Genomic DNA, 14,521 nt, shown 5'->3' on the forward strand with positions numbered 1-14,521 from the left:
ATGAGTGCAAATCGAGCAGCCGATATCAGCACATTGGAAAAAGTAGAGAGACCCGTAAAGCGTTTTTTGCTGCTTATAGAACAACCAGCTAATCGTGAATTGCTAACAAACTGGCTCACGCGCTACTATGAGGTGGACTTGCCAACAATGGCAAGGGATGCTCTGCCAGACGAAGAATACGATCTCTGCCTTATTGACGCTCCTATGCTGATACGCTACCGACAGGAATTACAAGCCCTGCGCAGAAAACTACATCCTGTATTTTTCCCCGTGGTTTTCCTTACCCGTAAACCAGAGATCGAAACAATCGCTCAAGAACTCTGGCAAACAATTGATGAGGTAATCCATGTCCCTATCGCCCAGGCCGAATTACGGGCTCGTCTGGAACTTTTGCTACGCACCCGCCAGCTCTCGCTAGAGAGCCAGCGCATGACCCATCTCATGGTTGAACGCCAGCAACTAGAAGCCCAGCTAGAACAAGCACAACGCATGGAAAGCATCGGCTTTCTTGTCAGCGGAGTAGCCCACGATTTCAATAATCTTCTTACGAGCATCAAAAGTCAGGTACAGCGCGCCTATAGCCAGCTCAGTGAAGAACATCCCACAACCCTTATCTTACAACAGCTTGAACAGCGAATTGAACAGGCTACCCGCCTTACCAGGCAGCTCCTTAGCTTTGCCCGAGGTCGCTCCCTGGAACGTACCCAGATTAACTTGAATTCGCTCATCGATACTATACAACTGCTCGTCGGCTCAGCCCTGGGTCCAAACATCAAGCTTCAGCTTAAGCTATCGCCGGAGGCTCCTGTTATTGTGGGCAATGCTGTCCAGCTTGAGCAAGTACTGATGAACCTCTGTCTCAACGCGCGCGATGCTATGCCGGCAGGCGGGATGCTGACTATCAGTACGCATCTGATCGAGCATCACCCATTAGAAAGCTCAAAGCTTGCAGCTGACAGATATGCGCAAGTGAAGATCACAGATACAGGCAAAGGCATGGACGCTCAGGTGCTATCTCATATCTTTGATCCCTTCTTTACCACCAGGTCAAACGGTACAGGTCTGGGGCTTGCTATTGTAGAGCGCATCATCAAAGAGCATCGAGGATGGATAGAGGCTGATAGTATTCCAGAACAAGGGAGCACGTTTACGCTTTCCTTGCCTCTGCAATCTTCAATTCCTGCCCAAACGGAAGAAAACTTTGAGCAAGATAAGCCCACAGGCTTACAGTTAGTCTATTCCACCGACACAACTACTGGCACTATTCTTATTGTGGAAGATGATCCAGATATCCAATATTTACTTGGCGAAATCCTACGTGGAGAAGGCTATACAGTTCTTCAGGCAAACAATGGAGTTGACGGACTAGCCTTATGCCGGGAACACCTGGGGCAGAAAGCCCTTATTATAACTGATGTAATGATCCCCAAAATGGATATTAACAGCTTTCTAGCTCAGAGCAAAAACTATTGGCCCTCCGCCCAGACGCTGGTAATGAGCGGATTTACGCAAGTTTATTTACAACAATCAGGGCTGCTAGATCAGGATCAGGCTTTTCTTCAAAAACCCTTTGACCTCGATAAATTGCTTACAACAGTGCACTCTCTGCTTTCTAAAAGCTAATTAACGGGTGTTGTAGCCAGATAGCAGGTAATTCTTCTCAGCTAAGCAGATCACAAGTGCGTAACCAATCATTGCTTCAGGACGCGGAAGAATCGAACATGAGCGCTAAGCAGAGCCTAAACTTTTTTGGCCCGACACTCGTGTCCTTAGACTGGAGAAACAACTCTCATTAACAATGAAAAAGATCAGAAAGATATGAAAGGAGCTCAGTCTAGTGCAGGAACCACAAACAACAACCATCAGTAACGCCTATTACGACCTGGTAAGTGTCCTTTATCATGCTCTTGAGTCCGCTCAGACCTCCAACTCATACTTGCGAGATGCACAACAGTCGGGCCAGCAGGAGCTTGTTCAGTTTTTCCGTGATGTCCAGCAAGACTACAACAAGCATGCTAATCGCGCCAAACAATTGCTTGAACAAGTAGGGCCGAGAATACACTAGCGTCACCTATAGGCAGGTAATACTTCAAGGAGTATCGCTTGTCTTTACATATGGGCCATAAGCAAAAAAAGATCCCTGCACAGTGCAGGGATCTTTTCTGCGTTCACGCTTCTATACGTTGGCCATGCGCGTCTCTGTATAGAGCTTTCGCTGGAGCTGCGTTTTGGCGCGCGAAAAGTAGGTCTTGGCTGTCGGCTCTGGCATGCCTAGCTGTTTGCCAATTTCAGAAAATTTCATCTGGAAGGCATAGCGCAAGGCAACTACGGCGCGAAACTTGGGCGGCAACGTGCCAATAGCATACCAGACCCGGCGCTGTAAATCGTGGCGCTCCGCCTCTTCATCTGGCAAAGCATGAAAATCGGGAATGTCATCAAGGGAGAAGCGTCCTTCGTCGTCTTTTTCCAGGTCAAGACGCGAGAAGGGAATAGCTTGCCGATGCTTACGCCGCATCTCATCAATACAACAATGGCGGGCAACCTGAAACAGCCAGCCCTTAAATGGCTCTTCCGTCTTCAAGTTCGGCAGCGTGCTATAGAAGCGCAAGAATACTTGCTGGGTGATATCGCAGGTCAAGTCGTAATCTTTCACAAAATGATATACAAAGCTAAAGATAGGAGATTGGTAACGGCGCACCAATATTTCAAAAGCCTTTTCCTCGCCGTTAATAGCTTGCTTAGCCAATATGGCGTCAGGCTGTTCGGTTAACGAATTAAGTTCATACGTATGTATAGCCATAGGTAAATAACCTCTTTAATCTAGAACCATTTGCTCAATCTCATATTCTCTGTATATAGCGTATTCCCATATTCCATTAAATTCAATATATTTTTCACTTTTAATCTCTTCTGTAGTGACTTTATAATCATAAACTAAGCTACGGTTTCTAAAATATAAGAACTTTTTTATGTTTCTTATCTGCTAGCAAAGGGACGCGGTTGCGCTAGCATAAACAGCATCTTGAAGGGCGCAAAATTGTCGCCTCACAATGCGCTGGGCAAATCTAAGAGACACCAATTGGTCATCCAATTCGTGTTATGAGGAATGGCTGAAGCCCTTAACGCTCCACGCCACTCGCGTATGGGGTAAAAACGATAAAAGAGAGCGCTGAGAGGCTCTTAGTTCCGGCAGCTCTCTTTCCTTTATCCCGCCAAGCCGACAAACATACCGCCGTGAGATATAGACAAGCGATTGAGGAACTTGAAGACTAAAAGTAGCGTCTATTCAGGTTCCTTATGCGTGTATATTAGTATAATCTACTTTTAGCGATGAATAGACATAAGATGCAGAGGTGCGCGAGAAGTAGGGCGTGCCTGCTTTAGTGTACAAGGAGAACGAGACCAATGATAACAGTACCACAACTGGATCAGTACAAGGATCTCATAGGGGAGGATCAGCTTTCACAGATTTATGATAAAGTACGTGCACTCTCTGGCTTGCACGTTATGCATTTTAATACAACAGAACGTGGAGGAGGCGTGGCCGAGATCCTACAAAGCCTTCTTCCGCTTTTAGAGGATCTTGGCATCAAACATACCTGGAAAGTAGTTCCCTTAGATGATACATCTAACCACTTTACGGCACATCTTGTAGATATGCTCCAGGGCAATATTCCTGGTCAGCTAGAGGCTGAAGATCAACAGGCTTTTCTTGATACTCTGGCCCAGACGCCTATCCTGAGCCGTCCACAAGACAGCCAGGCCGATCTTTACTTTGTGCATGATTTTCAGCTTGCGCCGCTTACCACCTTGTTTCCGTGGCTAAGGCCGGCTATATGGTTCTGCCATATCGATACAGCTAATCCTAATCAATATGCTAAAGAATATATATTACGCTTCTTGAACAATTATAATGTCTGTGCTTTTAATTCTCAGGCCTCGGTATTCAAAGAGCTACCCAGAGAGCATGTCCAGGTCATTACGCTTGGCATAGATCCATTCAAAAACAAGAATAAATATATTACGCGTGAGCAAGGTATGCAGGCCATAGCGCGCTGTGGCGTTGATCCGACGCGCCCGCTTATCACTCAGGTTTCTCGCTTTGGTCGCTGGAAAAACCCCTGGCAGGTGGTTGACATCTATCGCCTGGTAAAACAACATATCCCAAATGTGCAGGTAGCCCTTGTAGGAGCTATGGAAGCCGCAGATGATATAGAGGCAAATGATGTGCTGGCAGATCTGCGCAAATATGCCAAGGGTGATCCCGATATCCATTTATTGCACGATCCTACCATGATCCGCGATCAGGAAGTGAACGCCTTCCAGCGCTACTCAAGCGTCATTTTGCAGCGCTCCAGCCGCGAAGGCTTTGGCCTGACGGCGACCGAGGCGATGTGGAAAGAGCAGCCAGTCATCGGCACATCTTCGACAGGCCTGCGCAGTCAGATCATTCATGAGCAAACTGGCTATATTGTTGATGATACGCAGACAAGCGCTGACTATACCCTCAAGCTCCTCCAGGATCGCGATCTATGGCGCAAGCTTGGACAGCAGGCGCACGAACATGTGCGGAAAAATTTCCTTTTCCCCATGATCGTTCTCGGCTACCTGGATGCGCTTACGAAGGCCATGGCTTTCGCTCATGCTCAGCCCAATCTTAGCGGCGGCCAAAAGCGCTGATTTCCAGGCGACAAAAGGCAAGAGGTTAAAGACTAGCTTTGCCTCTTGCCCCTTACTCATATTCGAGAAAGTTTTCGTTAGTGGCACTTAGCGCCTGGCGGCCTGCTGAGAGCATAAAGCGAGAACTTCTTCACGCCTGGGTAAGGCCGGGCGTGCCCCAAACTTCGTAGTGGCCAGGGCTGCGGCAGCGCTGGCAAAGGGGCCGGCCTCGTTTAAATTATGGCCTTGAGCCAACGCTACGGCCAGGGCTGCTACAAAAGTATCGCCTGCCCCGGTTGCATCAACGCTTTTGACAGGTATTCTTGGCAGCCAGCACTCGCCATTCCGCCACAGCAACAGATCTCCTTGCTCCCCAGCCTGCACTGCGGCTATCTTTACCCCACGCGCTAATAGTTGCCTGGCTGCCTCACTAGCGCTTTCGCGGTCACTTACCGCAACACCGGTGATAACCTGGGCCTCTTTGGTGTCTGGCTTGATAATATCTACCATGGATAACAATTCATCAGGTAAAGGGACTGGAGGCGCGGGATCAAAGAGCACGCGGACCCCGGCCTCGTAGCCAATCTGCACGCCAGCTCTGGCTACTGGCAAAGGCACTTCCAGTTGCGTCAGCAAGCATCTCGTCGTCTGCAGGGCCTCGTGAGCAGCTTGCACATCAGCAACTGTAAGGTTATGGCAGGCCCCCAGGGCCACCATCATCTGCTTGCGTCCATGCGGATTTACCTGAATTAAGGACATCCCCGTCGATGCCTGCTTATCTCGCACAATGTAGCGCGTATCAACATGCTCATCCTTGAAACTAGCGATAATCTCATCGCCCTGCTTATCCTGGCCAACGCGGGCCACCAGAGCAACACGGGCACCCAGCCGTGCCGCAGCCACCGCCTGATTGGCTCCCTTTCCCCCTGGAGTCATAAGAAAATCATCTCCAACTACCGTCTCGCCCTGTTCTGGCAAGCGCTCTCCGCGCACAACATAGTCAATATATGCGCCCCCAACGACAACGAGATCCCAGTTAGTCTCTGGCATTAGCTTCTCTCCCTTTATCTGTTGAACAAACTCTGCTTCTCGGTTCGATACGTTTTCCCGGCCCGTTCAGGGCTCTCTTCTCCCCAACCCTACCGGCAATAAAAACACGCAGCGCGCGCTCTACCTGTGACACCCGCTATCTCTCTTTCTTAGCAATTCCGGCTCAATAACCTGGCGTTTCACAAGGATGGGCAGCATATTCGCGGCGCTGTTACTTTCCTGTGCTACGAGACGTGTCTGTGCAAGAGTAGGGAAAATGAACGTTACTGAGGCAGTCAGCAGGGAGGCAACAACGTCAGAAGCCAAGGCAGCCAAGGCTCTTAGAAAGCATGTTAGAGCAGGCCGGGCATAACGGCAAGTTTGACGTTTCCCATCGAAGGAGAGACGATGAAAACAGCAGAATTAGTGAAGGAAGTGATGCATCGGGCAGGCCTTAATTCACGCATACAGGCTGAGAACGCCATTCGGGCCACGCTTGAAACGATCTCCGAACATTTAACGCCAGAAGAGGCGGAGAATTTTTCGGCCCAACTTCCGCCTGAATTGGCGAGCTACATGCAACAGCCATTCTCAGGCGTAGCCGAGCGCTTTGCCCTGGCAGAATTCTTCGAGCGCGTGAGCCAGCGCGAAGGTATTGGCCTGCAGGCTGCAACGTTCCATGCCAGAGCTGTGGCCGCCGTAGTGGCCGAGGCTATTACTGTAGGCCAGGTAGAGCATTTGCGGGCTCAGCTCCCAAGGGATATCGCCCAGCTCTTTAACGTACAGAATGCAGGAGAAATTCCTGAGTTGAAACAATAGATTGAAAACATAGGCAGGCGTTTGGAGGAGGTGTCAGCTATGGCCAAGAAACATCAGCAGCGACCCGCCAGAGAAGCAGCAGGCCGTAATAATCCCGAGAAAAGCACAGTTATCACGACTGGACCATATAAGAAACCTGAGACCTACCAGGAACAAGCGGCCTTACATGAGAATCCAGAGAAGCAAGCCCAGGCGAGCAGGGTTCATCCTGAAAGAGATCCCCATCCCGGTCAGACCCATAAGAGCGATTCGCAGGCCCGGCTTGAGGATCGCGAATCGCGCAGCGGAACAGAATCCAACGCGGGCAACCCACGCAAGGCAGCCAGGGTTCACGAGAGCGCTCAGGGCAAGCAACCAGCAGCACATCCCGAAGGCGTAAACTATAGCTATGATCTGCAAGTAGCTCAGCGTCCAGCTGGCGATCTCGGCCTGGGCGAAGCAGAGGTGCCCGGCGACACACTTTCGGCCATGGACATCAAGGAGCTCCATACCAAGCTTGCTGACCTGACAGACGATGAGCTTAAACAAATCCAGATCTTACCGGTTGGCACACGCCTGGAACAAGGATCAAGGTATATCGATCTACAGCATCTGGAGCAAGGCGACTTTGTGGCAACTGCCAGCATGGTATCTGGCTCGAATAATCTTTATGTCGCCAAGAAGGATGCTCCTTACGTGCTCTGGAATCGGCTTAACCAGGTCACTAATCCTGCCCGCCTCGATGAGCCTGGACAGGCGCAGGCATAAACTGCTAAGCCCGGAAATCGTTCGGGCTTAGCTTCGTTCCTCCGCTTTTCCCATGGAGCGCAAAAATAGGTTATCTGTCGCCCATCATGGGAATATTTGGGCTATACGCATCGTCACGGACCCCAATTCTTGCATCAACTGGATTGACGATAAACGGCCGGTCACAGCGAGGCACAGTTATATCGTATGCACCGCAGCGACGAAGAATATCTTTGGCCTCCATGGAGCGCAATTCAGTATCCAGGACGATCACTATGCGTCGGGCCGCAATCTCCTCACAATAGTAATACACTTCCTCACGCGGCATGCCCAGCGCTAAAAGAGCTTCAGATATATCATCATTGGCGATAACTATCATATCCTCATTGCGCCTGGCATCAGCTGCCATCCTGCTTGCTATTCTGGCAATTCCCTCCTTCTGCTTCAGCCAGCAAATAGCCTCTCGATAGCCAGCTCTATGGAGCTTGTCTATTGCTCTCTCGGCACGATTGCGATCGATAAAGACTCCTACTACAATGGAACTTTTCTCTTCAGCCATCACATTCCTCCTTCAGCTCTCACGCTCTAGAGCCGTAGGGTTATAAGGGGCATCAACGTCGTAAGCATGCGAAAGCAGGCTCGGACGCAAACTATAATAAGATAAAGTGGAGAGTCATCGGTCCCTACTGCCATTTTCACGCTTGCAACAGAAAGAAAGTGACACAGCCCAAAGCCATGTCACTTTGCAGAAATTGCAGTTTAAATTAACGCACTTCTAAATTTTTGCGCCTTATGCAGCAAGTTGTTATACTTAAACTTCGACAATTATCTCCAGCTCTACCGGAGCGCCAGCGGGCAACTCGGCAAGCCCAATAGCGAAACGCGCATGCTTACCAGTCTCGCCAAAGATCTCTTCCAGCAACTGGGAAGCACCGTTTATCACGCGCGGCTGATCGACAAACCCTTCGGCCGAGGCCACGAATCCGTTAAGTTTGACAACGCGCTTGATAGCATCAAGGGAGCCGGTGATGCTGCGCACTTCGGCCAGGCAGTTAAGCAAGGCCAGGCGAGCCGCCTCCTGGCCCTGCTCAATCGAGACGTCCCGCCCCAGCTTTCCCTGAATGGTCAATTTGCCATCTACGGTTGGGGTCTGGCCAGAGGCAAAAATAAGATTGCCTGTCTGTACGGCAGGCACATAGGTATAGGCAGGGGCTGGCAGTTGCGGAATAGTCAGGCCCAACTCTTTAACACGCTGTTCAAAAGACATATCTCAATTCTCCTTCTGCACCAACTACTATTGACGACGACCGCGAGCCGCTACGCTCCACGCGTCTTTTACCGATCCATCGCGTATAACAAGCAGTTCATCAGACAAATTGACCGATGTGCATACATGATTAGGGAAAAAGGTAAGCTTGTCACCAATCTGAGGCGAAAAACCTGGCGCCAGGCGCACAATGCCATGCTCTTCATTCATTCTCTCAACCAGGCCGCTCTTGCCATCGGTAGTAATACCATAGCCCTCCAGGCCGACCTTTTCAGGGATCACATCGCCACAGAACGTCTTCGAGCCCGCATCTATGACTGCCAGATCGGGCGCGGGCCGGCTCACAACTGTGGCAAGAATCGATAAGGCAATCTCAGCATACGTGCTGGTACCAGCTCCGGTGGTCATCCGATCAAAAAACACATAGGTTCCGGGGCGCACCTCGGTCACGCCAGGAACCAGAACGGCTCCGGAAGAGGTGGGAGTCGATCCTATGCTCACCTCTTTGATCGGTATACCAGCCTCGCGCAAGCGGGTGGTCAGAGCCACCATCAGTTCACCTTCCTGCCGGCCCAGCACTTGCGGATCGGATGAGGTTGCGCCGGCAAAGGAAGCTCCGCGGAAGGTAAAGATGCCATCTAGCTCCAGCCCTGGTGCGGCCATAGCTTGTCTGCATAATTCTTCGGCTTTTTCAGGCGCTACCCCCGTTCGTTTCAAGCCCGAATCGATCTCGACACGCACAAAGATAGTCGCACCTGCCGAGGCTGCGGCCTCTGAAAGCTGCTGGATGCCGACAGCACTCTCTACGCCCACAATAAGATGAGACTCCCGCGCCAGCCTGGCCGCTCGCTCAGCCTTCTCTCGTCCAATCACAGGATAGGCTACAAATATATCGCGAATCCCCGCTGCGCTAAAGACTTCAGCTTCGCTTAACTTTGCTACGGTGATTCCCCCGGCACCGGCACGCAGTTGCCTGGAAGCTATCTCTAACGTTTTATGCGTTTTAATATGGGGCCGCAGGCGCACACCGTTCTGAGCAGCCATATTTGCATAGCGTTGAATATTCGCTTCAAGTCGCTCTTCGTTGACGAGCAGTGCAGGAGTATCAATATCAGCGATAGACCTGCCAGTAATAGACATCTCTAAGCTCCCTTCTTGCTTGCGCCGACTCTCATAGGCACAAAGTAGCCAGGAGGGCGGCAGCATGACGATGCAAGCACATCTCTCTCTAGTATGCCACACAACCAGGCTCTTCATGAAGGGATCTTGTTGTACAATATGCTTACGCTGAATGCTTGAGACGCTTAAGGATAGCTACCGAGCGCAATTTTAAAGATACAGTAAAGGATTGTTGAGCTATGCCTCAAACTGATACGCAAGCCTCAACCCGGGCAGAGGAAAATACGCTTCGCCTGACCTTTGTGGGCAGCGGAGATATATTTGGCAGCGGAGGACGCCTACAAACCTGTATTGCGGTGGCAAGCCAGTCAAGTAGCTTCTTAATCGACTGTGGGGCCTCGGCGCTGATAGGTCTGCAGCGCTGCCAAATCGCCCCCAATAGCATTGATACAATCCTGCTCACGCATCTACACGGCGATCACTTTGCCGGCATTCCCTTCTTCATCCTGGACGCCCAGCTAAATAGCAAACGCAAAGACCCTCTGCTCATTGCTGGCCCGATCGGTACGCGGCAACGTTTGTTCACTACTATGGAGGCGCTTTTCCCTGGCTTAGCGCATACCCAACAGAAATTCTCGCTTGAAATCAAGGAGCTTACAGCTGAACAGACCTATGTTCTGCCCCATCTCAGCGTTACACCTTACCCGGTTGAGCACGCCAGCGGAGCTCCCTCGCTAGCGCTACGCATCACCTGCGCGCAAAAAACCATCACCTACACTGGCGATACGCAGTGGACTGATACGCTTATCCCGGCGGCGCAAGATGCAGATCTCCTTATCGCCGAGGCCTACTTCTTTGAAAAGCGCGTAAAATACCATCTGGATCTGCAAACGCTCCTCGCCCACCGGGACGAGCTGCAGGCAAGGCGCGTTATCCTGACCCATATGCACCAGGATATGCTCGCAAGAGGTCAGAGCGCGCCTTTTGAACTGGCCGAGGATGGCAAGCTCATCGAGCTCTAGGCAGAAGCCTCCACTCGGAGCATCTTCTGCCGCCGCTGGCCCCTTATACGTGCCTGCGTTCCCGAAAGAGAGCAATCTGGGAACAGTGTTCGCTGGTATGCTGGTAGATCATCTGCAGAAAATCTGCCAGGCAGCTATTCGGGTCGTACCAGGATAGCGTGCCAGTTTTCTGGAGCATCTCGGCAGGAATTTTTGCCAGTAAGGCTGTCGATTGGATCTGTCCCTCGTTATACTCGTTCTCAACCTGCTGGGCCGTAAGGTATTTGCGCGCCTCTACCTCTGCAGCATTGAAGGCCTGCTGATCGGCACGGCAGCGCGCAATATACGCGCCTGGAGGAGCGCCAGAAAACGTTTTGAACACCTCGACAAGGAGCTTTTCATAGGTTGCCAGATGCGCCAGAATATCTTTTACCGACCAATCTCCGCAGACTCCCGGGACATCCCACTCAGCCTCAGGCAAACCTTCGATGCTCTGCAGGGCCAATGTATGGCTCTTCTCCAGGATATCGGTAGTGCTCATAAAGACTTCCTCCTTCACCGTTACATGCAACTGAATACCCATACTAGTAATACTGCTGGCAAGCTTTTTTCGTTTCCGCTCATTGGTGCCCGCGAGTCTCCCTTCCACAACGCTCACTTGCTCCCGTGTCGGGCCCCACTGCTTGCCAAAAGCTGATATCATACAATTGCATCCGTAAGATGGCTGTTTGGATGCCGTAACAATGCTGTTTTTGCCTCAAAAGGAGATAAGATGACCAGATTTGAACCCGTTCCCGGAGCACCAACCATCCGGGACATTGAACGTGCCCGCGAAGTAATTAGCTCTTCTGTCTCTGTGACACCGCTGCTCCATTCGCAGACCTTTAGCACGATGACAGGAGCCAACGTTTATTTAAAACCAGAAAACCTCCAGAAAGCCGGCTCCTTTAAGGTGCGCGGCGCTACTTATAAGATTTCGCGCCTTAGCGAAGAGGAGCGTACTCGTGGGGTTGTGGCGACCTCGATGGGCAATCACGCCCAGGCCGTAGCCATCGCGGCTCGCGCGCTCGGCGTTCCGGCAACTATCGTTATGCCCGAACGTGCACCATTAGTAAAAGTGATGGCCACGCAAGGCTATGGCGCCAGAGTCATTCTACACGGAGAAACCTTTGAAGATGCCTATCAATTTGCTTGCAGGCTCCAGGAGGAGACGGGAGCAACGTTCATTCACTCATTTGATGATCACGATCTGATCGCCGGTCAAGGGACATTGGGCCTGGAGATCCTCGAACAGGTTCCACAGGTTGATGCAATTATTGTGCCTGTGGGAGGCGGAGGACTGATCGCAGGGGTCACGGTAGCGGTTAAGTCACTGCGTCCCGACGTACAGATCATTGGCGTGCAAGCTGCGGGTGCTGACGCGGTTAAACGCTCGCTCGAAGCTGACAAGATCATAACCCTACCTCAGCTAAACACGATTGCCGATGGCATTCGCATCAATAGCCCGGGCAAATTACCTTTTGCAATCCTGCGCTCTTACCTGGACCAGATCGTGACTGTGGATGACAAGGAGATTGTGAGCGCACTGCTCCTCTTGTTGGAACGCTGTAAGTTACAAGTGGAAGGGGCCGGCTCGGTGGGCCTGGCCGCACTTCTCCATCCAGGCCTATTGAATCTTGTCGGGAAAAATGTCGTGCTCTTGCTCTCGGGCGGCAATATCGATATCAATTTGCTGGGCGGCTTTATCGAATACGGTCTGGTAGCCCAGGGACGTATTACTACGCTGCGCACCCTGTTGGATGACCGTCCTGGCGAGTTAAAGCGTTTGCTCACGCTCATTGCAGATCTGGATATCAATGTACGCGAGATGACCTATTATCGAACCTTGCAGCCGGCTCCCCTGCCGCAAAACGAGGTGACGCTGATGGTAGAGACGCGCAACCATGACCATCTTGAGCAGCTATTACAGGTGTTACGCGAACAAAAGTGCGAGGTGTTGCAGGTCCATGTCTCTCTAAGCAGCGCGCGCCAAACCAATACGCCTTCAGGGCGCTAAGTCCCGCAATTACCGGGTTTGTTGAAGGAATAAGGACAGACCTCAATTAGCCAGCCCGAAGCCTGGACGCCCGCTGAAAGCTATCAAGAAGGCGTTAACAGGACTCGGGCAGGAAGAAGTATTTAGCGCTGCTCAGAGGCGCGACCGGACAAGGCCTCGACTCGCTCTATACGATCCCCCGCGTACACCAGACCCTCGGTCAAAATCTGGGCACCCAGCCAGCCCGTCTGCAGCCCGGAACAGGCCAGGCGCTGCACCTCTTGCGGAAAGCTGCAGATGGCATCATGCATGGTAAGGCCCCGCAAGAGCACCTCGCCAATGCGAAAGGTCTGGCCGGCAAGCTGGTGGAGAGCGCAGCCCTGCACCACGATATTGCGCCTGGCGCTGGCGCCCGGATCTTGCGGCGCTAACATTTTTCTTACGGCCGTCATCAGCTCTTGCTCAACCAGCGAGACCTCATAGCCTCCTTTATCCTCAGGAACACGCGAGCCATTGCGGAAATAATAGCGATCACCCTCTATCCCGCGTCCGGGCACCAGGTGAGCGACTGGAATAGATGTCATTGGAGCACTTGCCTCTTGGGCAATATAGAGCGAGACAACATAACCTTCCATACGCATTCCTTTTATTTCCTCTCCTACAAAGGCGTTAGGGACAAGCTAGAAGCTGACCCAATCACAATCTTTCACGCACTAAGAGCTTAGCAGGAATCAGGCAGCCAGTTCAACAACCTGCAGCTCCTGCAAGTTAGAGATAAAGCGCCCCATCTTTTGATCGCCTGGCACGACGATACGCGCGAAGCCATCGCTCTCGGCAAGTGGCTTTCCGTTGGCGGCAAAAGCCACAAGGATCTGCACATTCCCAAAATGGGGCTGAATCTCTCCATCTGCAATCACACAGCTATAGCCATCGCTACCGACAGCCACAATCCCTTTGTGCAGAAAATCATTCTTTTTGGCTTTAAGCTGCATGCCGGCGTGCTGGAGCAAATCGTCAAGCAAAACCCCGCTATAGGTCACACCTTTGATGATCACTTCCGAGGTTTTGAGGGCCTTTAACGCGGCTAAATCATAACGAGCAGGCGTTTTGAGCTGCCCCACCAGAAAAAAAGCACTGGTAGCCTGACGCTGAGCCGGAGCAGGCCAGACCCCTGGATCGCGTACCAGCACAGATACGACATTCGAAACATAGCGACCGGCCATCAGATCGCCAGGCACGACAAGGCGCGCAAAACCATCGGCCGCCGGCAATGGCTTGCCATCCTCTTCATATGCCAGCAGGATCTTTTTTTGCGCAAAAGCTGGATCAAGCTCGCCCCAGGCAATAGCCACGGCATAACCATCGCTACCGGTCACCACAACAGCCTTGCGCAGCAGATCGTTCTTGCGCGCACTTTCTGTCACCACGCCTGCCTGCTGCAATACGTCATAGAGCAGAGTCCCGGCAAAGGTATGCGCCCCAATGGGTTTGGCATTCACGCTCACCGAGACCTTCGGGAAGCTCTGCAAATTAGCAAGAGAGAGGGAAGCAGGTTGCTTAAGCAGACCACTCAATTGTAGAGCCGTAGAAGGTTGGCCGCCGTGGGCAGAAGGGCTGGCCGTCGCCACAGGAGCGGCCGTGGCTCCATCCCTGGCGCAGGCGGCGCAGAGAGCACATAACAACAGGAGCAGAAATAGTTTACTGAGAGAAGGTTTCAATACCGACCTCCTTAGCCAAATTCTCATAACCATTACTCACTTTATAAATATTCACATAATGAGTATAAGGGTAAAAAGAAAATCCAGTCAAGTCACTACCTGACTGGATTGCTCGCTGTGGACTACCTATGCCTTCTCAAAAAAGGTG

General features: G+C 51.7%; 15 protein-coding genes. 7 read left to right on the top strand and 8 right to left on the bottom strand.

Features of this window, described 5'->3' with window-relative positions; all coding sequences use genetic code 11:
• Both EPA93_RS23095 and EPA93_RS23100 read left to right on the top strand, forming a co-directional pair.
• On the top strand, window positions 1-1,623 hold the full coding sequence (locus EPA93_RS23095; protein ID WP_129889763.1) for a hybrid sensor histidine kinase/response regulator: 1,623 nt from the start codon (window positions 1-3) through the stop codon (window positions 1,621-1,623).
• Window positions 1,624-1,837: 214 nt separating this feature from the next.
• The gene (locus EPA93_RS23100) at window positions 1,838-2,065 is read left to right on the top strand and encodes a hypothetical protein (protein WP_129889764.1); all 228 of its coding nucleotides are present in this window, start codon (window positions 1,838-1,840) and stop codon (window positions 2,063-2,065) included.
• Window positions 2,066-2,176: 111 nt separating this feature from the next.
• On the opposite strand, the gene EPA93_RS23105 is transcribed toward EPA93_RS23100, so the two are convergent.
• Window positions 2,177-2,800 (bottom strand): RNA polymerase sigma factor, encoded by a 624-nt coding sequence (locus tag EPA93_RS23105; protein WP_129889765.1) that lies wholly within the window; start codon window positions 2,798-2,800, stop codon window positions 2,177-2,179.
• Window positions 2,801-3,405: 605 nt separating this feature from the next.
• Here EPA93_RS23105 and EPA93_RS23110 point away from each other — a divergent pair.
• Window positions 3,406-4,680 (top strand): glycosyltransferase, encoded by a 1,275-nt coding sequence (locus EPA93_RS23110; RefSeq protein ID WP_129889766.1) that lies wholly within the window; start codon window positions 3,406-3,408, stop codon window positions 4,678-4,680.
• Between the two features lie 87 nt (window positions 4,681-4,767).
• On the opposite strand, the gene EPA93_RS23115 is transcribed toward EPA93_RS23110, so the two are convergent.
• Window positions 4,768-5,709: a PfkB family carbohydrate kinase gene (locus EPA93_RS23115; protein ID WP_129889767.1), complete on the bottom strand. Its 942-nt coding sequence runs from the start codon at window positions 5,707-5,709 to the stop codon at window positions 4,768-4,770.
• A gap of 387 nt (window positions 5,710-6,096) precedes the next feature.
• Here EPA93_RS23115 and EPA93_RS23120 point away from each other — a divergent pair, with 387 nt between their 5' ends.
• Window positions 6,097-6,507 carry a DUF2267 domain-containing protein gene (locus tag EPA93_RS23120; protein WP_129889768.1) on the top strand — a complete coding sequence of 137 codons (411 nt, stop codon included), beginning with the start codon at window positions 6,097-6,099 and terminating at the stop codon, window positions 6,505-6,507.
• A 39-nt stretch (window positions 6,508-6,546) separates the two neighbouring features.
• Entirely contained in the window at window positions 6,547-7,254 is a 708-nt protein-coding gene (locus EPA93_RS23125) for a hypothetical protein (protein WP_129889769.1), read from the top strand.
• Window positions 7,255-7,324: 70 nt separating this feature from the next.
• Here the strand turns inward: EPA93_RS23125 and EPA93_RS23130 are convergent, their stop codons facing one another.
• The 3 genes from EPA93_RS23130 to EPA93_RS23140 all read right to left on the bottom strand — a co-directional run bounded on the left by EPA93_RS23130 (window position 7,325) and on the right by EPA93_RS23140 (window position 9,640).
• On the bottom strand, window positions 7,325-7,792 hold the full coding sequence (locus EPA93_RS23130; protein ID WP_129889770.1) for a hypothetical protein: 468 nt from the start codon (window positions 7,790-7,792) through the stop codon (window positions 7,325-7,327).
• 252 nt (window positions 7,793-8,044) lie between these two features.
• Window positions 8,045-8,500 (bottom strand): RidA family protein, encoded by a 456-nt coding sequence (locus EPA93_RS23135; RefSeq protein WP_129889771.1) that lies wholly within the window; start codon window positions 8,498-8,500, stop codon window positions 8,045-8,047.
• 27 nt (window positions 8,501-8,527) lie between these two features.
• The gene (locus EPA93_RS23140; RefSeq protein ID WP_165423340.1) at window positions 8,528-9,640 is read right to left on the bottom strand and encodes an alanine racemase; all 1,113 of its coding nucleotides are present in this window, start codon (window positions 9,638-9,640) and stop codon (window positions 8,528-8,530) included.
• 218 nt (window positions 9,641-9,858) lie between these two features.
• On the opposite strand from EPA93_RS23140, the gene EPA93_RS23145 reads away from it, so the two are divergent.
• A complete protein-coding gene (locus EPA93_RS23145) occupies window positions 9,859-10,641 on the top strand; it encodes an MBL fold metallo-hydrolase (protein WP_129889773.1) in 783 nt (260 codons plus the stop codon).
• Window positions 10,642-10,684: 43 nt separating this feature from the next.
• On the opposite strand, the gene EPA93_RS23150 is transcribed toward EPA93_RS23145, so the two are convergent.
• On the bottom strand, window positions 10,685-11,323 hold the full coding sequence (locus EPA93_RS23150) for a DinB family protein (protein ID WP_129889774.1): 639 nt from the start codon (window positions 11,321-11,323) through the stop codon (window positions 10,685-10,687).
• 69 nt (window positions 11,324-11,392) lie between these two features.
• On the opposite strand from EPA93_RS23150, the gene ilvA reads away from it, so the two are divergent.
• Window positions 11,393-12,676: a threonine ammonia-lyase gene (gene ilvA / locus EPA93_RS23155; protein ID WP_129889775.1), complete on the top strand. Its 1,284-nt coding sequence runs from the start codon at window positions 11,393-11,395 to the stop codon at window positions 12,674-12,676.
• A 122-nt stretch (window positions 12,677-12,798) separates the two neighbouring features.
• Here ilvA and EPA93_RS23160 read toward each other — a convergent pair whose 3' ends face one another.
• Together EPA93_RS23160 and EPA93_RS23165 are read right to left on the bottom strand one after the other, a co-directional pair.
• Entirely contained in the window at window positions 12,799-13,290 is a 492-nt protein-coding gene (locus tag EPA93_RS23160) for a hypothetical protein (protein ID WP_129889776.1), read from the bottom strand.
• Window positions 13,291-13,386: 96 nt separating this feature from the next.
• Complete coding sequence (locus EPA93_RS23165; RefSeq protein WP_165423341.1) at window positions 13,387-14,373, bottom strand: molybdopterin-dependent oxidoreductase; 987 nt, start codon at window positions 14,371-14,373, stop codon at window positions 13,387-13,389.
• Between the last annotated feature and the right edge of the window lie 148 nt (window positions 14,374-14,521).

Source organism: Ktedonosporobacter rubrisoli (assembly GCF_004208415.1).
Taxonomy (GTDB): Bacteria; Chloroflexota; Ktedonobacteria; order Ktedonobacterales; family Ktedonobacteraceae; genus Ktedonosporobacter; species Ktedonosporobacter rubrisoli.

What these genes read in the sequence shown, in the direction of transcription:
- EPA93_RS23095 (WP_129889763.1), top strand. Translation starts at nt 1, where the DNA reads ATGAGTGCAAATCGAGCAGCCGATATCAGCACATTGGAAAAAGTAGAG.
- EPA93_RS23105 (WP_129889765.1), bottom strand. Translation starts at nt 2,800, where the DNA reads ATGGCTATACATACGTATGAACTTAATTCGTTAACCGAACAGCCTGAC.
- EPA93_RS23110 (WP_129889766.1), top strand. Translation starts at nt 3,406, where the DNA reads ATGATAACAGTACCACAACTGGATCAGTACAAGGATCTCATAGGGGAG.
- EPA93_RS23115 (WP_129889767.1), bottom strand. Translation starts at nt 5,709, where the DNA reads ATGCCAGAGACTAACTGGGATCTCGTTGTCGTTGGGGGCGCATATATT.
- EPA93_RS23120 (WP_129889768.1), top strand. Translation starts at nt 6,097, where the DNA reads ATGAAAACAGCAGAATTAGTGAAGGAAGTGATGCATCGGGCAGGCCTT.
- EPA93_RS23125 (WP_129889769.1), top strand. Translation starts at nt 6,547, where the DNA reads ATGGCCAAGAAACATCAGCAGCGACCCGCCAGAGAAGCAGCAGGCCGT.
- EPA93_RS23130 (WP_129889770.1), bottom strand. Translation starts at nt 7,792, where the DNA reads ATGGCTGAAGAGAAAAGTTCCATTGTAGTAGGAGTCTTTATCGATCGC.
- EPA93_RS23135 (WP_129889771.1), bottom strand. Translation starts at nt 8,500, where the DNA reads ATGTCTTTTGAACAGCGTGTTAAAGAGTTGGGCCTGACTATTCCGCAA.
- EPA93_RS23140 (WP_165423340.1), bottom strand. Translation starts at nt 9,640, where the DNA reads ATGTCTATTACTGGCAGGTCTATCGCTGATATTGATACTCCTGCACTG.
- EPA93_RS23145 (WP_129889773.1), top strand. Translation starts at nt 9,859, where the DNA reads ATGCCTCAAACTGATACGCAAGCCTCAACCCGGGCAGAGGAAAATACG.
- EPA93_RS23150 (WP_129889774.1), bottom strand. Translation starts at nt 11,323, where the DNA reads ATGATATCAGCTTTTGGCAAGCAGTGGGGCCCGACACGGGAGCAAGTG.
- ilvA (WP_129889775.1), top strand. Translation starts at nt 11,393, where the DNA reads ATGACCAGATTTGAACCCGTTCCCGGAGCACCAACCATCCGGGACATT.
- EPA93_RS23160 (WP_129889776.1), bottom strand. Translation starts at nt 13,290, where the DNA reads ATGGAAGGTTATGTTGTCTCGCTCTATATTGCCCAAGAGGCAAGTGCT.